We start from the raw sequence: 17,057 nt of genomic DNA on the forward strand, positions 1-17,057 counted from the left end.
GCCATGACTCACGATGTATCACGACCCGCCCAACGAGTGATGGTTCTTTATACCGGCGGCACGATAGGTATGCAGGCCAGCGCTGGCGGCCTGGCACCCGCGTCGGGCTTCGAGGCGCGGATGGCCGCGCAGCTGGCGGAGCTGCCGGAGCTGGTCGTTCCGCAGTGGCGTTTTCGCGAGATGTCGCCGCTGATCGATAGCGCCAACATGACCCCGACCTACTGGCTGCGGCTGCGTGATGCGGTGGTCGAAGCCGTCGATACAGACGGCTGCGACGCCGTGCTGGTGCTGCATGGCACCGATACCCTGGCCTATAGCGCCGCAGCCATGAGCTTCCAGTTGCTGGGGCTCGACGCACCGGTGGTCTTCACCGGCTCGATGCTGCCGGCCGGCGTGCCGGACAGCGATGCCTGGGAAAACGTCAACGGCGCCCTGCTTGCGCTAGGCGGCGGTCTGGCGGCGGGTGTTCATCTGTACTTCCACGGCCAGCTGCTGGCGCCGACCCGCTGCGCGAAAGTTCGCAGCTTCGGACGCCACCCGTTCGCTTCGCTGGAACGCTCGCGTGGCGGTCAGGCGCTGGATGTGTTGCCCGAAGCACTGAGCTATCGCCATCCCAAGGCACTGGCTCGCGTTGCCGCATTGCCGCTGTATCCGGGCATCGGCGCTGCGCAGGTCGATGCCATGGTCCACAGCGGTATTCAGGGTCTGGTTCTGGAGTGTTTCGGCAGCGGCACTGGCCCAAGCGACGATGCGCAATTTCTCGCCAGCCTGTCCCGCGCCAACGCACAAGGCGTTTGTGTGGTCGCCATCACTCAGTGTCATGAAGGCGGCGTCGAGCTGGACGTCTACGAAGCAGGCAGCCGCCTGCGCGTGGCGGGCGTACTGTCCGGCGGCGGCATGACCCGCGAAGCGGCATTGGGCAAACTGCATGCGTTGCTGGGGTCAGGTCTGGACACTGCCGAAGTCCGGCGCTTCATCGAACTGGACCTTTGCGGCGAACTGCGCTGACAGGTCAAATGATCGGGGCCGAGCCGTTCGGTCCCGATTTCCCGCCGTTCGCACCGATCAAACGGTGCACTCTTCCTTCGCATCACGCAGCATCGAATCCAGATTGCGTTCGATGTTTTCGCACAGCGCCTCCATCTGGATTTCATGTTCGCTGGCCCGGAACGGGCTCTGCAGATCGGTACCGATCCGTTCGATGGCCAGCAGCATGAAACCCACCACGGTAGAAGCCAGCGGCGTGAACCAGCCCAGGGTTTCCACCAGGCCGATGGGCACGATCAGGCAAAACAACGTGATGAACAGGCGTGGAAAAGCCACGTAGGGGTATGGCAGTGGCGTATTGGCGATCCGCTCCATGCCGCCCTGGCAGTTGGAGATATCCACCAGCGTGGATTCCAGCCGGGACAGGCGAATACTGTCCAGACGGCCGGCGGCGTATTCCTTGGCCAGCAGCGCGGCCGAAGCATTCAGCAAGTCGTTGGGGAAGTTATTGGTGTCGTGCCGCCGCTCGTATTCTTCGCGTGGAATCAGCGCGCGTACTTCGTCGCCGCAGCTCCCGCCCTTCAAATGGGCGGACAGGCATTTGACGTAGGCAACGTGCCGACGCAGCAACACGGCCTTGACCGGATTGATGCCGTCGTCGTCCTCCACCAGGGTCAGCACCTGCCGGGCAAAGCTGCGCGAGCTGTTGACCAGCGCGCCCCATAACGTCCGGGCTTCCCACCAGCGGTTGTAGGCGCTGGAGTTGCGAAAGCTGGTCAGCACCACCAGAGCCGAACCCAGCAGGGTCAAAGGCATCGACGGCAACGTGATCTTGCGCTCCAGATAGAGCATGAAGTCCACGGTAACGATCACATCCCAGATCAACAGCCAGAACAGCGACCAGCCCACATACCCGATGGTCTTGCCGAGAAACCGGATTTTCTCAATGATCGTCTGCTGCAAAGGCTCACCCCTTTTGTGAAATGGCCGGGCCGCTCTACATCGGCCTTGCCGCTACAGGGTGTTTGAATGCCGTTACAGCAGATGGTTCGCAAGCTACCTTTTTTAGACCGTCGACCCAGAGCGGTTCAGCAACCGCTCAATGCCACTTGCGGACGTTCGCCGGTGAAGAACATCGGACGCAGTCGGACACCCACCACGTTGCCGATGTAGGCGGCAACCAGCCACAGCCAGCCGTGCAGGCTGCCGGATGCGATCCCACTGAAATAGGCGCCGATGTTGCAGCCGTAGGCAAGCCGCGAGCCGTAGCCCAGCAGCAGGCCGCCGATGACCGCCGCTACCAGCGAGCGCTTCGGAATGTTCAGGTTCGGGGCGAAGCGTCCAGCCAGGCCAGCCGCCAACAGGGCGCCGAGCATGATGCCGATGTCCATCACGCTGGTAATGTCTTCCCAGACCGGCGCGGCGAGCGCCTTGGCATTCGCCGGCATCTGCCAGAACGGCCAGCTGGCGACATCGACGCCCATGCCGCTCGCCACTTTCCCGCCCCAGACCGCGAACGCCGAGGTAATTCCCCAAGGTCGGCCGGCCAGCGCCAGCGTTGCGTAGTTGAGCAGCGCCAATGCCACCGCGCCCCAGACCAGAATCCACGGACCACGCAGTACACGGCGCAAGCCGGTGTGTTCGCTGGTGACCGGGGCTTCCAGCTGGCCATGACGGCGCTTTTCCAGTTTCACGGTGACGAAGGCGATCAGGGCAAAGACCGCCAGGTTGGCCAGCAACGCGGGAACCACACCGAAGGTCTTGACCACCGACGTTGCAGGAAAAGACGGCAAGGCAAACCACCAGTCCACATGGTGGGTAGCGATCAGCGAACCGAGGATGAAGAACAGCAGCGTGACCAGCATTCGGGCGTTGCCGCCGCCTGCGGTAAACAGCGTGCCGGATGCACAACCGCCGCCCAGCTGCATGCCGATACCAAAGATGAACGCGCCGACGATCACGGAGACACCGGCCGGAGCCACCAGGCCTGTCACCGGCTTGCCGAACAGCTCGCCCGCACCCAGCGCCGGGAAGAACAGCAGCACGGCGACTGCGAGCATGACCATCTGCGCCCGTAGCCCGGCGCCACGACGTTCACGGATGAACACCCGCCACGCCGAGGTAAAGCCGAACGCGGCGTGATAAAGGGTGATTCCCAGGGCGGCGCCGACGATCCACAACAGCACTTGATGCATGCCGACGCTGAGCAACAGGAACTGGGCGCCGAGCAACAGCAGGAACAGCGCGGCCAACGGAGCGCCGAACTTGCGTTCCGGTGTAGCAGAAAGGGAAGTACTCATGACTGGCTCTGTGACAAATGAAAAGTGGTGGCGAGTATACTCCCGCTCATGACCCAGCCAAATGGTCGGGATTGACGCACCAGGCACGCCGCAGTCGCATCAACGCCTCTGTGATCGCGTGTTCGTCGACAGCGGCAAACCCAAGCACCAGCCCGGCACGGTTATCCACAGGCTCTGCTGAATCCGACAACCAGTAATCACTCAGTGCATTGATTTCAACACCCACACTACCGGCCTTGGCGATCAGTTCCTGTTCGCGCGCGACGCTGTCCACCTTGACCATCACATGCAGACCGGCGACCGCCCTGGGCATCGGCTGGCAGCCGGGAACATCGTTCGGCCAACCGGCCAGCAAGGCATTGCGCCGACTCAGCGCGGCACGCCGCATGCGCCGGATATGCCGCTGGAAATGCCCTTGGGCGATGAACTGCGCCATGACGAGCTGGGTGCTGACTTCCGAATGGCGCATATCCAGTGCTTTGCGCTGGGCGAACGGCTTGACCAGCGCTGGCGGCAACACCAGATAACCCAGCCGCAGCGCAGGAAACGCTACCTTGCCGAAGGTGCCGACGTACAACACTCGCCCTTGCCGGTCGAGCGCCGCCAAGGGTGCCAGCGGTGCGCCGCTGTAACGGTATTCGCCATCGTAGTCATCCTCGATGATCCAGCCGCCGCTGTTCTCGGCCCAGGCCAGCAATTCCAGACGCCGCGCCAGGCTCATCACCACGCCGGTCGGGTACTGATGCGACGGCGTCACATAGGCGAGCCGACACTGCCCGCTCTCCAGTTCATCACAGCGCATGCCTTCGACATCGACCGCCATTCCCTGCACGCGGGCACCGGCGATGGCGAACGCGTGCCCCGCTGCACGATAGCCTGGGTTTTCCACCGCCACTGCATCCCCCGGCTCCAGAAGCAACTGTGCACAAAGGCTGATGGCCTGCTGCGCGCCACTGGTGATCAGAATTTGTTCAGCGCTGCAATTCAGTCCACGCGATGAATGCAAGTAGGCCGCGATCAGCTCGCGCAGCCGCCACTCGCCGGCCGGCTCTCCATAGCCGAGCTGATGAAGCCCCGGCCTGCGCCAGAAAGCCGCCTGAAGCCTGCCCCATATGTCGAAAGGGAACAGATCGAATGCGGGCACGCCGACGCGAAACGCCCGAGGTTCGCCCTTGAGCGGATCATTCAGGTGATGTGTGTTCAACCGTTCCAGCGCCGCGCTGTGGATAACTTCAGAGGGAACTTTCACGCTGTTTTTTAGTGAATTTGTGGATAAGGCTGTGGGTAAGCTTGTTGATAAGCCTGTGGATACATTTGTGGATAATCTCTCGCGCTGCCTGTTCACTTCGCCCGGTTCGGCGCTACGCAGCGCGGCAATGTACGTTCCGTCACCCACACGCCCTTCGGTAAAACCCTCGGCATACAGTTGGTCGTAAGCCCGCATGACCGTGTTGCGTGAGATGCACAGCAATGCCGCCAGATCCCGGCTCGCCGGCAGCCGCACTCCGCTGCTCAGTTGTCCATCGAGAATGCGTTGGCGCAGCGCCTGGTAGAGCTGTCGACTCAGACCACGCTTACGATCCAGCTCGATACCGGCCAGGCTGAGTGGAAATGAAGGAATGATCGTCACGGCAATGGCCCTGCTGAATTGATCGGAAATGGATCTTACAAAGAGCCATTAGCCTGCCTAGGATTTGCCGGTCAGCCAAGGAAAATTCCATGTACACACCCGCAGCCTTTCGTGACACCGATCTTGCGAGCTTGCAGCAGCAGATGGACCAGACTCGCCTGGCAATCCTGATGACCCATGGCGAGCACGGTTTGCAGGCCTCGCATCTGCCCCTGCTGCTACGCCCGGAACAAGGCGCCCGCGGCACGCTCTACGGCCACCTCGCCAAAGCCAACCCGCAATGGCAAGACCTGGCGACCGGCTGCGAAGCGCTGGTGGTATTTGCCGGCAGTGACGCTTACATCAGCCCGTCGTTTTATCCGAGCAAGGCCGAACACGAGAAAGTCGTACCCACCTGGAATTACCTGGCCGTGCACGCCTATGGCCGGGCCGAGGTCTTCACCGATGCCCAACGCCTGCGGCAGCTGGTCAGCGAGCTGACCGACAAGCATGAGTCCCGCCGCAGCCAGCCCTGGTCGGTGGACGATGCGCCCGCCGACTACATCGCCAAGATGCTTGGTGCCATCGTCGGCTTTGCGCTGCCCATCGAGCGCCTGGAAGGCAAGCGCAAGCTGGGCCAGAACCGCAGCGCCGAAGACTACGCCGGGGTACGCAGCGGCCTGGCCGCCAGCGCCGACCCGCAGGATCGGGAACTGGCCCGGCTGATGAACCCCTGACGGGTGAACCAGAGGAGTCCACAATGCATACCGCACAGATTCGTCCAGTGACCGCCGATGATCATGCCGCCTGGTTGCCGTTGTGGCGGGCCTACCTGCAGTTCTATAACACCGAACTGGCGCCCGGCGTCAGTGACGTCACCTGGCAACGCCTGCTCGACGACACTGAGCCCAATCATTCGGCACTCGCCTGGATGAACGGTAAAGCCGTCGGCATGGTGAACTTCATCTACCATCGCTCGAACTGGAGCATCAACGATGCCTGCTACCTTCAGGATCTGTACGTCGCTGCGGAGCAACGCGGCACCGGGTTGGGCAGGTCGCTGATCGAACATGTCTACGCCACCGCCAAGGCCGATGGTTGCGACAAGGTTCACTGGCTGACCCATGAAACCAATGCGACGGCCATCCAGCTGTACGAACGCATCGCCGAACGCGGCGGCTTCATTCAATTTCGCAAAGCCCTCTGACCGGAAGTCCGCACATGTCCGAAACCGAACTGCACTGGCAAGATGCAAAGCGCCCTGACACCCGAACGCTCGAAGGGCGTTTCATTCGCCTGGAAAAACTCGATGTCGCCCGCCATGCCGCTGATCTGTGGCAGGCGTTGGAAGGTCCGAATGCCGATCCGAAATTATGGGATTACTTGCCTTACGGTCCATTTAGCGAGCGCAGCGGGTTCGATGCCTGGCTGACCGGCCACGCCGCTGAAACCGATCCATGGTTCTACACCGTGATCGATCAGCAAAGCGGCATCGCCGAAGGCATCATCAGTTTTCTGTCGATCGTCCCCGCCCACGGTCGAATCGAGATAGGCCATGTCACTTTCGGCGCGGCGATGCAGCGCACGCCCAAAGGCACCGAAGCGGTCTATCTGCTGGCCCGGGAAGCCTTCGCCCTGGGCAATCGCCGCCTGGAATGGAAATGCAACGCCAACAACGCCCGCTCCAAACGCGCAGCGAACCGCTTCGGCTTCAGCCATGAAGGCACGTTCCGCCAGCACATGGTGATCAAGGGCGTGAACCGCGATACGGCGTGGTATTCGATCATCGACAGCGAATGGCCGGATTTACAGAAAGCGTTCGAGGGATGGCTGGCTGTGGATAACTTCAAGGACGGGCAGCAGATCAAAGGGCTTGAGGGATTCAGATCGTAGGAACGGAAGACATCTAACCAAGCGGCCCACATCTTTCGGCTGCACCGGCCTCTTCGCGAGCAAGTTCGCTCCTACATGGACCGAGGCGGGCTCGACCTCTCAGGCGAAATCCCGCTTGCGCCTGACAACGCCCATCTGCAATCCGAAAGGCCGGAACACTGCGTTCAAGGATTTGAGCGTCGGGTTACCTTCTCCCTGCTCGATCTGGATCAGCGTACGCACTGAGATTTTGCAGATTTGGGCGTAGGTGCTCTGGGGCATCTTGGCTCCTTCGACACGCAGTCTTCTGACCGCGTCGCCGATTTGCAGCGAGCCATCGGCAATGCCGTTCTGCACCTCTTCTATCAACAACACACGAGCGTCAATGGAGAGCGTCATAGCAGTCCCCAATCAGCCAACCGCTGATCCAGTTTTCCCAGGGCAATGGCCGGGTGTTCAAAGGTTTTGCGAGGCAAGCCGCTGTCCTGCAACAGGTCGGGTAGAGCCCTTAACCGCGCGGCATCCCCCCGCAAATGCTCGAAGAGATGTTCGGGGTCGGCAATATCAGCCAAGGCACCACATGCCTTGCGCCAATTGATATCGCCTGCCCTCTCGATTTCTTTCGGCCATTTGGTGGTCCGGGTGACGCCTTCTGCATCCATGACCATCGGTGCCAGATCATAAATCGGGGCAAGCTCGAACCGGTCATCAAAGCGAATAATGGCAGTGTTTCGACCGTGGTTATCAGAGTTGCCCAGTATCTTGTTGATCAAATCCCGTCGCATGTAATCACAGACCAGTTCCACCACCTGCTTCTGCTGACCCGCTTGCGACCAGAGCCGCGCTAAATGAGTTACCACGTACACATGATCCATTCGACTGCCGGGTATCGTGACACCAGCCAACGAATAAACCGACTCCACCGCTAACCGCTCAACACCCTGCTGACTAACGCGGCGATCAAAGCGCTTGAGCCACAGACTGGGTTTGGCGCCTTCTTCAAGGCCCATATCATCGCTGGCTACCGTATCGATATTCAGAGCGCGCAGAGCCTGGTAATACAGGTGTTCACTGCGCAGGATATCTTGATCGTCCTTCAACGCTTGATTACGGGAGAATTTGATAAACCAGTGGGTGCGCGCTTGTGCATCCGGCAGGATCGCGTCCGGATAGAGCTGTCCGCTCTGCGCCTCCGTCATCAGCAGTTTCGGCGCCTCACCACCAGCGCCTGTAGCACCACCGATTGCCGCGCCTTGCTCGTAAGCATATTCAAGGAAGCGTTGATCGCGAGTAATCACATCCTGTCGGGAGAATCCTAACGGAGTACCAGCGTCCAGAGCCTCGAGAGACTCTTTGATTCGCATGTTCCCTATCGGAGCGGGCGTGCTCTGAGTCAGCAGGTACAGATCATCGCTGATGCCTTCCGGCTTTCGACCGATCAGATGCTTGATCAGAAAGCGTTTGGCCGCACCCGACGGCGCGATATCGTGGAGAAAAGCCGGAGCCTCTGGCAGCGATAGTGGATTGAAATCCACCGGCAGCCGGGCACTGACGGCCTGTTTGAACGGGCTTTGAAATGCATCCAGGTTGCTGTGGACGTATTTGGAGAGATATCCGACGCGGCACGGACCGAGAAGCCCCTTTATCGGCTCGGCAAACGAAAGCGTCATAGCGTCCTGCCAACGTTGGCTCGCGTACAGCTGTAGCGTGAGTTCCATGGTTGCCCCTCGAACCAGTGCGTCTGCATTGTAGTGCAGATACCTGGGGCGGACCGCTAAAAAAATGCACTTTAATGCAGATTTTCGCGGTGGAAAAGCTGGCTAGCTGCAATTTAATACAGATAGTGAAAGATGGAGGCCCATTTTCGGGGCAAAAAAAGGGGAAGCTCGCGCTTCCCCAATGAGGTAAATCTTAAATTTTTACTCGCGATACGGGCTTTTGGTCAGCCTTCGATCTCCACCAGGATTTCGCCCGGATTGACGCGGTCACCCTTGGCGACGTGGATAGCCACGACCTTGCCGGCGACGGACGCCTGGACTTCGGTTTCCATCTTCATCGCTTCAGTGATCAGCACGGCCTGACCCGCCTTGACCATGTCGCCTTCTTTGACCAGCACGTCGACGATATTGCCCGGCATTGTGGTGCTGACATGCCCGGGCGCGTGAGCCTGCTTGCGCTTGCTGGCGCCGCCGCTGACGAACTCGTTGAGCGGTTCGAACACCACCTCTTCCGGCATGCCGTCGATGGACAGGTAGAAGTGCCGCTTGCCTTCCGCCTTCACGCCCACGCCAGTGATGTCCACGCGGTAGGTTTCACCATGCACGTCGATGACGAATTCGGTCGGGACGCCCTCGCCGCCTGCCCGGGCAACCGCGCCCGCTTCAGGAATCGGCAACAGCACTTCGGGCGTCAGGGTGCCGGCAGCGCGCTCTTCCAGGAACTTGCGCCCGATATCCGGGAACATGGCATAGGTCAGCACGTCTTCTTCCGACTGTGCCAGCGCGCCGATTTCCGCGCGTAGCTTGTCCATTTCCGGCTTGAGCAGGTCGGCCGGACGCACCTCGATCAACTCTTCGTTGCCGATGGCCTGACGGCGCAGCTTTTCATCCACCTGACCCGGCGCCCGACCATAACGGCCTTGCAGGTACAACTTCACTTCATTGGTAATGGTCTTGTAGCGCTCGCCGGCCAGCACGTTGAAGAACGCCTGGGTGCCGACGATTTGTGAGGTCGGCGTGACCAGCGGTGGATAGCCAAGGTCTTTGCGCACCCGCGGAATCTCGGCGAGCACTTCGTTCATGCGGTTGAGCGCGCCCTGCTCCTTGAGCTGGTTGGCCAGGTTGGAAATCATCCCGCCAGGCACCTGATTGACCTGGACGCGGGTATCCACCGCGGTGAACTCACTTTCGAACTGGTGGTACTTCTTGCGCACGGCATAGAAGTACAGGCCGATCTCTTGTAGCAGCTCCAGATCCAGGCCGGTGTCGAACTCGCTGCCCTTGAGCGCAGCAACCATGGACTCGGTGCCCGGATGGCTGGTGCCCCAGGCAAAGCTGGAAATCGCGGTGTCGATGTGATCCGCACCGCATTCGATAGCCTTGAGCTGACACATGGCCGCCAGGCCTGCGGTGTCGTGGGAGTGAACGAAGACCGGCAACGACTGCTCGGCTTTCAGCGCCTTGACCAGCTCACCCGTGGCGAATGGCGTCAGCAACCCGGCCATGTCCTTGATCGCGACCGAGTCGCAGCCCATCGCCTCCATCTGCCGCGCCTGTTCGACGAAGGCCTCGATGGTGTGCACCGGGCTGGTGGTATAGGCGATTGTGCCTTGCGCATGCTTGCCGGTCGCCTTGACCGCCTCGATGGCCACCTGCAGGTTACGCACATCATTCATCGCGTCGAAGATGCGGAACACATCGATGCCGTTGTCTGCCGCTTTGGCGACGAACGCTTTGACCACATCATCGCTGTAGTGCCGATAGCCCAGCAGGTTCTGCCCACGCAGCAGCATTTGCAGACGGGTTTCCGGCAACGCCGCACGCAACTGGCGCAGGCGCTCCCACGGATCTTCCTTGAGGAACCGCACGCAGGCGTCGAACGTTGCGCCACCCCAGACTTCCAGCGACCAGTAACCGACCTTATCGAGCTTGTCACAGATCGGCAGCATGTCTTCGGTGCGCATGCGGGTTGCCAGCAGCGACTGGTGAGCGTCGCGCAGGATGGTGTCGGTGACGAAGATTTTCTTGCTCATTGTTCTATTCCTCACAGGCCCGCATGGGCGGCGATGGCGGCGGCGATGGCCAGGGCCAGCTCTTCAGGTTTGCGCTTGATCGAGTAGTTGGTCAGTTCAGGATGGCTTTCCACGAAGCTGGTGTTGAACCGGCCACTGCGAAATTCCGGATTGCGCAGGATTTCCTGGTAATAGGCGGCGGTGGTCTTCACGCCTTGCACGCGCATGTCGTCCAGTGCACGCAGGCCGCGGTCCATGGCCTCTTCCCAGGTCAGCGCCCAGACGATCAATTTCAGGCACATCGAGTCGTAGAACGGCGGGATGGTGTAACCGGTATAGATCGCCGTATCGGTGCGCACGCCGGGGCCGCCGGGCGCGTAATAGCGGGTGATCTTGCCGAAACTGGGCAGGAAGTTGTTCTTCGGGTCTTCGGCGTTGATCCGGAATTGCAGGGCGAAGCCGCGGTGAATGATGTCTTCCTGCTTGACCGACAGCGGCAACCCGGATGCGATGCGGATCTGCTCGCGCACGATATCGATGCCGGTGATCTCTTCGGTGATGGTGTGCTCCACCTGAACCCGGGTGTTCATCTCCATGAAGTACACCTCGCCGTCGGCAAGCAGGAACTCCACGGTGCCGGCGTTCTCGTAGCCGACAGCCTTGGCCGCACGCACCGACAGGTCGCCGATATAGGCGCGCTGTTCGGGGGTCAGTTGCGGGCTGGGGGCAATCTCGATCAGCTTCTGGTTACGGCGCTGGATCGAGCAGTCGCGTTCGAACAGATGCACGACATTGCCAAAGCTGTCGCCCAGTATCTGGGCCTCGATGTGCTTGGGGTTGACGATGCACTTTTCCAGAAACACTTCGGCAGAACCGAAAGCCTTGGTAGCTTCGGAAATCACTCGCGGGAAAGCCTGCTCCAGCTCCTCGCGGCTGTTGCAACGGCGAATGCCGCGCCCGCCGCCACCGGAAGTAGCCTTGAGCATGACCGGGTAACCGATGCGGTCACCTTCTACCAGCGCCTCATGGATATCGGCCACGTTACCTTCAGTGCCCGGCGTCACGGGCACGCCGGCCTTGATCATGCTGCGCCGCGCTTCGGTCTTGTCGCCCATCCGGCGAATGACTTCCGCCGCAGGGCCAATGAACTTGATACCGCGCTCGACGCAGATTTCCGCCAGCTCGGCATTTTCAGAAAGGAACCCGTAACCTGGATGCAATGCATCGCAACCGGTCTCCACGGCCAGGTTCACCAGCTTGCGAGGGTTCAGATAACCGGCAAGTGGTTCAGCGCCAATGCTATAGGCTTCGTCTGCACGTTTGACATGCAGGGCATGGCGGTCGGCATCCGAAAAGATGGCCACCGAGCGAATGCCCATCTCGGCGCAGGCGCGCACGATCCGAACGGCAATCTCTCCACGGTTGGCGATCAATATTTTTGTTATCACTGGCTTTTCCTCAACCATAAGGATCCGCGACCCGACGAGGTCGCCGCATTTGTAACCGCACATGTGGCTCAATGACGCAGGACCACCCTAAGCCGGATCAGCAATTAATAAAAATGAGTAAAAATTGGGGTAGCCATAAGTAAAAGCTTATAGTCAGCACTTCAGCTATTGGCCGGAGCGGCACTAATGCGTAAGTCATTGATGCGTATGACATTGCGTCAGCTGCGGATCTTCAATGAAGTCTGCGACCTGCGTTCTTACAGCCGGGCAGCGGAAGAAATGGCGTTGACCCAGCCAGCGGTGAGCCTGCAGATTCGTCAACTGGAAGAGTTGGTCGGTCAGCCGTTATTCGAGTACGTCGGCAAAAAGCTGTACCTGACCGAAGCGGCCGAGGCGCTGCAACAGGCCAGCCGGGATATCTTCGGACGCCTGGAAAACCTCGACATGCAGCTTTCGGACATGCAGGGTTCGTTGCAAGGGCAGCTGAAGCTGGCAGTGGAATCGAGCTGCAAATACTTCACTCCCCACCTGTTCGCGGCCTTCAAGCGCCAGCACCCCGAAGTCAGCCTGAACCTGACGGTGGTCAATCGTGCCCAGGTCATCCGGCGCCTGTCGGACAACCGTGACGACCTGGTGGTGATGTCGATGGTGCCGCAGGACATGGGCCTGGAGTTCCTGCCTTTTCTCAACAATCCGATCGTCGCCGTAGCGCCGCCGGATCATCCGTTGTGCGCCGCCGCACAGCTGAGCCTCAAGGAGCTGGAACCCTGGCCGCTGCTGGTTCGCGAATCGGGTTCGGGAACGCGCCGGGCATGCGAGGAATATTTCAAGGAGAAACGCGTGCATTTCACCCAGACGCTGGAGGTGTCTTCCAGCGAAGCGCAGCGTGAATGCGTGGTGGCCGGGCTAGGGCTGGCGATGTTGACGCGGCACGCGGTGAGTCAGGAACTCGCCACCGGCGCGCTCAAGGAGCTGCCCGTGGCCGAGTTGCCGTTATACCGCAGTTGGTGCGTGGTGCAGGCCAGGGACAAGCGTCTGTCGCCGGTCGCTCATGCCTTCCTTGGCTTCATCCGCACGGAACGTGCGCAGATCAGCCAGCTTGTTGAACGTTTCGACGGCCGCCCTCGGAAGGTCTGACTGACTGCCAGAGATGCTCGGGCGCGCTGTCCAGGTAATCGCAGAGATCCTGGTTGAGTTGGCGCGCCTCGCTGTAACTCTCGATTGCGCGGCGAAACTCCATACGTCGCTGGTCTTCCAGTTGACGACGGGTTTTGACGGCGCTCTTGGGTAAATCATCGTAGTGCCGAGCCATGTTCTGTCTCCCCAATACGTGGTGTGGGCATACAGAATGACGCTCGGGGATGACGATCAGGCGGCGAACACATGACAAGATGATTAAGGCTGCGCAGGCCCGCTGTCATCAGGTTCGAAAGGAGAAAAATACATATGTAACGCATCTGTGCCGTGCTGACCGGCGATAGTCGCGCTACTGAAAGGCCGTCAATCGTCGTGAGTCTTCACAGACTTGGGCGACAGCCGCAGCCCACGCAGACTGCGCTTCACACTCTTGAGGTGGTTGACCAGGCTCGGGCCGCGCGCCATGGCAACGCCCATGGCCAACACGTCGATCACCACCAGATGCGCGATGCGTGAGGTCAGCGGCGTATAGATTTCCGTGTCTTCGTGCACATCGATTGCCAGATTGACCGACGACAGCTCGGCCAGCGGCGTTTGACTCGGGCACAGGGTAATGAGGGTCGCCCCGCTCTCGCGCACCAGATTGGCCGTGATCAGCAAGTCTTTCGAACGTCCGGATTGGGAGATGCACACCGCAACATCCGTAGGCTTGAGCGTGACCGCCGACATGGCCTGCATGTGCGGGTCCGAATAGGCCGCCGCAGTCAGCAGCAGCCGAAAGAATTTGTGCTGGGCGTCGGCGGCAACCGCACCTGAGGCCCCGAAGCCGTAGAACTCCACGCGATTGGCGCCGGCCATCGCCGACACTGCCTGTTGCAAGGCGTGAGGGTCGAGGTTCTCGCGCACTTCCATCAAGGTGTGCAGCGTGGTGTCGAAGATCTTCAGGCTGAAGTCGGCGACCGAGTCATCCTCGTGAATCGCGAACTGCCCGAAGCTCGCGCCCGCAGCCAGGCTTTGCGCCAGCTTCAGCTTGAGGTCCTGAAACCCGGTGCACCCGATGGCCCGACAGAAACGCACAATCGTCGGCTCACTGATACCCACGCTGTGTGCCAGATCGGCCATGGAACTGTGCATCACCGCCGCAGGATCGAGCAGCACATGATCGGCTACCTTGAGCTCTGACTTGCGCAGCAGATGACGGGACTGGGCGATGTGTTGCAGCAGATTCAAGGGACTGACTCTATAAAGTGCGGTGGGCTGGGTTGTAGCTTTCTTGTAGTTATACTACATGACCTGCAAACCGCCCAGTTAAACGAGGCTCAAACCTCGCATCCAGGCCCACATACGGCAAAACGGCCATTTTTGTGGGAATAATCCTACATCATTGACCCTGGCGACCCATGCATTCGGCCGGTCCTACACCGGCCGACTCAATATCCCGATCATGACATCCGCTTCGACGGGCCTGCTGATCAGGTAACCCTGGACCTCGTCGCAACCATGCGCCCTGAGAAATGCCAGTTGGTCCTGATTCTCCACGCCTTCGGCCACTACCTCCAGGCCCAGGCTGTGGGCCATGGAAATGATCGCCTGAATAATGGCCGCATCCTCGGTTCCTTCTCCCAGCCCACGAATGAACGCCTGGTCGATCTTCACGTAATCCACGGGGAAGCGCTTCAGATAACTCAATGAAGAGTAGCCGGTACCGAAATCATCGATAGCCAGTTTCACACCCAGCTCATGCAACTGCAGGAAGGTCGCGATGATGTGTTCGACGCTGTCGAGCAGTTGGCTTTCGGTCAGTTCCAGCTCCAGGTATTGAGGCGCCAACCCGGTTTCATCGAGCACCTGCCGGACCAGGCTGACCAGTTTGCCCTGGCGCAACTGATGCACCGACAGGTTGACCGAAACCCGAATCGGCGCCAGTCCCTGGCGCTGCCACTCGCAGGCCTGCCAACACGCCTGCCGCAAGACAAACTCCCCGATGGCGCCAATCAGGCCGGTTTCCTCGGCCAGACCGATGAACTCGCCCGGCGGCACCATACCCCGCTCCGGATGGCGCCAGCGCACCAGCGCCTCGGCGGCATCCATGCGTCCGTTCTTGAGGGTCAGCTTGGGCTGATAGAACACTTCCAGCTGGCGCTCTTCGATGGCTTTGCGCAGCTGGATCTCCAGTTGCAGGCGTTCCAGGGTGCTGGCTTGCAGGCTGTCGGTGAAGAACTGGAAGTTGTTCCCGCCCAGATGCTTGGCGTGCTGCATCGCCATGTTTGCCTGGCTGACCAATGCGGGAATTTCCCGGGCCGAGTCCGGCAACAGGCTGATGCCCACCGACGCGCTGACCACCAGATCATGGCCGGCCACCGACAACGGCGTGCGCAGCTTGGTCAGCAGGCGGCTGGTAACCCGCGCCAGGCTCGACAGGTTGGCATAACCATCGAACAGCACGGCGAATTCGTCGCCGGAAAGCCGCGCGATAGTGTCGGCTTCCGGCAGCGTGCTGCTCAGTCGGCGGGCTACATGCTTGAGCAACTGGTCGGCAACTTCGTGGCCCAGGCTCTCGTTGAGCAGCTTGAACCGGTCCAGATTGATGTGCAGCAACGCCAGACTGCGCCCGCCTTGTCGCACTCGCAGGCTGGCTTCACGCAAACGATCCCGGAACAGCGAACGGTTGGCCAACCCGGTCAGCTCATCGAAATGGGTCAGGTAACGCATGCGCTCTTCCGACTCCCGACGCGCCGAGAGATCCGCCAGGAAACCCACGATATGACTGGTGTTGCCGGCCGAGTCGCGGACCACGCTCAGTTGCAGCCATTGCGGATACAGCTCGCCGTTCTTGCGCGTTTCAATCAGTTCGCCTTGCCAGCTGCCGGTCAGCTCCAGTGACTGGCGGATGGTCTGAAAGTGACGGCGCGCGTCCCGACTGCTGGCGATATCCATCGCCTTGCGGCCGATGACATCTTCCGGCTCGTAGCCCGATACCCGGCTGAACGCACGGTTGACGGTCAGGATGTTGTAATCCGGGTCAAGGATCAGAATGCCTTCGCTGGCCGCCTCGAATACCGTTGCGGCCAGGCGCGGCGGGCTTTTGCTCAGTGCCTGATTGGCCTCCTCCAGCTCAAGCGTGCGTTGCATGACCCGGCTCTCCAGCCCAGCTTGCGCCTCCATGAGGCTGACTTCGGCCTGGCGCCGTTGCTCGATCTCTTTTGCCAGCTCCTTGTTGAGCTGGGCGCTGCGGGTCTGGGCCTGCTGCAGATGCTCGATCAGCGCCTGGTTCTGAAAGCGGCGCAGCAGCCCTCGCAGGATCAGGCGGTTGACTTGCCAGGCGACGACGACCAGCGCAAACAACAGGATCAGGCCCAACCAACCCCAACCGCGCAAAGGAACATCGGCACCCAGGAAAAGATAGAGAATCGGCGGCACCAGGCACGGCAGGCTGAAGGCCAGAAACGCCCAGAGGCTGACCGCATAGGCCACGCTCGCTGAAAGCGTGGCCGCACCGATCAGGCCGAAAACCCATGCCTGTTGTTCGAAATTATCCACCGGCACCATGACCCACGCGGCGGTAGCCAGGGTCAGGCCGCTGACACCGGCTCCCAGCAGGAACATGCGCTGCCAGATGGGCGCTGCCTGGCGCTCCGGTGATGCATTGCGAAAGGCGGCAACCTGGGAAACCCGCAGGCAGATCAATGCCGCCAGCCAGCCCAGCCAGATGCTCACCCGCAGGTAGCCTTGCGGACTCCAGAGCAGCCAGGCGCATACCAGGCCGTTGATAAGCATGAACAGGGTCGGCAGCACCGATCCCTGGTAGAGCAAGCGTGTCCGCTCGACTGCCAACTGGCTGGCGAACTGTTTGAGAAGGCCGCGGCGACTGCCGTCATAGGCGTCGTTCGCGCTGAAACTGTCTGTCATGGCGTTTTTCTTGTCATTGATCGGCATTTCCGTGCGCCACCGGATTCGCCGGCGGCCTACAGAAC

Annotated in this window: 15 protein-coding genes; 5 read left to right on the forward strand and 10 right to left on the reverse strand. The window is 60.7% G+C overall.

Annotated features, from left to right (window positions below; genetic code table 11):
• The first annotated feature begins 3 nt into the window (after nt 1-3).
• On the forward strand, nt 4-1,008 hold the full coding sequence (locus tag EGJ27_RS04300; RefSeq protein ID WP_125829495.1) for an asparaginase: 1,005 nt from the start codon (nt 4-6) through the stop codon (nt 1,006-1,008).
• A 57-nt stretch (nt 1,009-1,065) separates the two neighbouring features.
• Here the strand turns inward: EGJ27_RS04300 and EGJ27_RS04305 are convergent, their stop codons facing one another.
• The 3 genes from EGJ27_RS04305 to EGJ27_RS04315 all read right to left on the reverse strand — a co-directional run bounded on the left by EGJ27_RS04305 (nt 1,066) and on the right by EGJ27_RS04315 (nt 4,908).
• Nucleotides 1,066-1,950 carry a bestrophin family protein gene (locus EGJ27_RS04305; protein ID WP_125829496.1) on the reverse strand — a complete coding sequence of 295 codons (885 nt, stop codon included), beginning with the start codon at nt 1,948-1,950 and terminating at the stop codon, nt 1,066-1,068.
• A gap of 125 nt (nt 1,951-2,075) precedes the next feature.
• Complete coding sequence (locus tag EGJ27_RS04310; protein WP_125829497.1) at nt 2,076-3,287, reverse strand: YeeE/YedE family protein; 1,212 nt, start codon at nt 3,285-3,287, stop codon at nt 2,076-2,078.
• Between the two features lie 46 nt (nt 3,288-3,333).
• The gene (locus EGJ27_RS04315; protein ID WP_371920838.1) at nt 3,334-4,908 is read right to left on the reverse strand and encodes a PLP-dependent aminotransferase family protein; all 1,575 of its coding nucleotides are present in this window, start codon (nt 4,906-4,908) and stop codon (nt 3,334-3,336) included.
• Between the two features lie 98 nt (nt 4,909-5,006).
• Here EGJ27_RS04315 and EGJ27_RS04320 point away from each other — a divergent pair, with 98 nt between their 5' ends.
• From EGJ27_RS04320 to EGJ27_RS04330, 3 genes are read left to right on the forward strand one after another with little or no spacing between them, the layout of a single operon-like run.
• Nucleotides 5,007-5,633, forward strand: a complete 627-nt coding sequence (locus EGJ27_RS04320) for an FMN-binding negative transcriptional regulator (RefSeq protein WP_125829499.1) — start codon at nt 5,007-5,009, stop codon at nt 5,631-5,633.
• 23 nt (nt 5,634-5,656) lie between these two features.
• The gene (locus EGJ27_RS04325) at nt 5,657-6,103 is read left to right on the forward strand and encodes a GNAT family N-acetyltransferase (protein WP_125829500.1); all 447 of its coding nucleotides are present in this window, start codon (nt 5,657-5,659) and stop codon (nt 6,101-6,103) included.
• Nucleotides 6,104-6,117: 14 nt separating this feature from the next.
• On the forward strand, nt 6,118-6,789 hold the full coding sequence (locus EGJ27_RS04330) for a GNAT family N-acetyltransferase (protein WP_125829501.1): 672 nt from the start codon (nt 6,118-6,120) through the stop codon (nt 6,787-6,789).
• Between the two features lie 99 nt (nt 6,790-6,888).
• Here the strand turns inward: EGJ27_RS04330 and EGJ27_RS04335 are convergent, their stop codons facing one another.
• The 4 genes from EGJ27_RS04335 to EGJ27_RS04350 form a co-directional block, all read right to left on the reverse strand.
• Nucleotides 6,889-7,167: a helix-turn-helix domain-containing protein gene (locus tag EGJ27_RS04335; RefSeq protein WP_125829502.1), complete on the reverse strand. Its 279-nt coding sequence runs from the start codon at nt 7,165-7,167 to the stop codon at nt 6,889-6,891.
• Entirely contained in the window at nt 7,164-8,486 is a 1,323-nt protein-coding gene (locus EGJ27_RS04340; RefSeq protein WP_256672655.1) for a type II toxin-antitoxin system HipA family toxin, read from the reverse strand. The genes EGJ27_RS04335 and EGJ27_RS04340 overlap by 4 nt, the downstream gene beginning before the upstream one ends.
• Before the next feature lie 224 nt (nt 8,487-8,710).
• The gene (gene oadA, locus EGJ27_RS04345; protein ID WP_125829503.1) at nt 8,711-10,519 is read right to left on the reverse strand and encodes a sodium-extruding oxaloacetate decarboxylase subunit alpha; all 1,809 of its coding nucleotides are present in this window, start codon (nt 10,517-10,519) and stop codon (nt 8,711-8,713) included.
• Between the two features lie 11 nt (nt 10,520-10,530).
• Entirely contained in the window at nt 10,531-11,946 is a 1,416-nt protein-coding gene (locus EGJ27_RS04350; RefSeq protein ID WP_125829504.1) for an acetyl-CoA carboxylase biotin carboxylase subunit, read from the reverse strand.
• A gap of 201 nt (nt 11,947-12,147) precedes the next feature.
• On the opposite strand from EGJ27_RS04350, the gene EGJ27_RS04355 reads away from it, so the two are divergent.
• Nucleotides 12,148-13,083: a LysR family transcriptional regulator gene (locus EGJ27_RS04355; protein WP_177522967.1), complete on the forward strand. Its 936-nt coding sequence runs from the start codon at nt 12,148-12,150 to the stop codon at nt 13,081-13,083.
• On the opposite strand, the gene EGJ27_RS25010 is transcribed toward EGJ27_RS04355, so the two are convergent.
• The 3 genes from EGJ27_RS25010 to EGJ27_RS04370 all read right to left on the reverse strand — a co-directional run bounded on the left by EGJ27_RS25010 (nt 13,037) and on the right by EGJ27_RS04370 (nt 16,992).
• Nucleotides 13,037-13,258: a PA3496 family putative envelope integrity protein gene (locus EGJ27_RS25010; RefSeq protein ID WP_125829506.1), complete on the reverse strand. Its 222-nt coding sequence runs from the start codon at nt 13,256-13,258 to the stop codon at nt 13,037-13,039. The genes EGJ27_RS04355 and EGJ27_RS25010 overlap by 47 nt on opposite strands.
• Before the next feature lie 188 nt (nt 13,259-13,446).
• Entirely contained in the window at nt 13,447-14,313 is an 867-nt protein-coding gene (hexR, locus tag EGJ27_RS04365; RefSeq protein ID WP_125829507.1) for a transcriptional regulator HexR, read from the reverse strand.
• Nucleotides 14,314-14,499: 186 nt separating this feature from the next.
• Nucleotides 14,500-16,992 (reverse strand): bifunctional diguanylate cyclase/phosphodiesterase, encoded by a 2,493-nt coding sequence (locus EGJ27_RS04370; protein WP_125829508.1) that lies wholly within the window; start codon nt 16,990-16,992, stop codon nt 14,500-14,502.
• Nucleotides 16,993-17,057: the final 65 nt, after the last annotated feature.

The organism is Pseudomonas sp. v388 (assembly GCF_003935425.1).
Lineage (GTDB): Bacteria > Pseudomonadota > Gammaproteobacteria > Pseudomonadales > Pseudomonadaceae > Aquipseudomonas.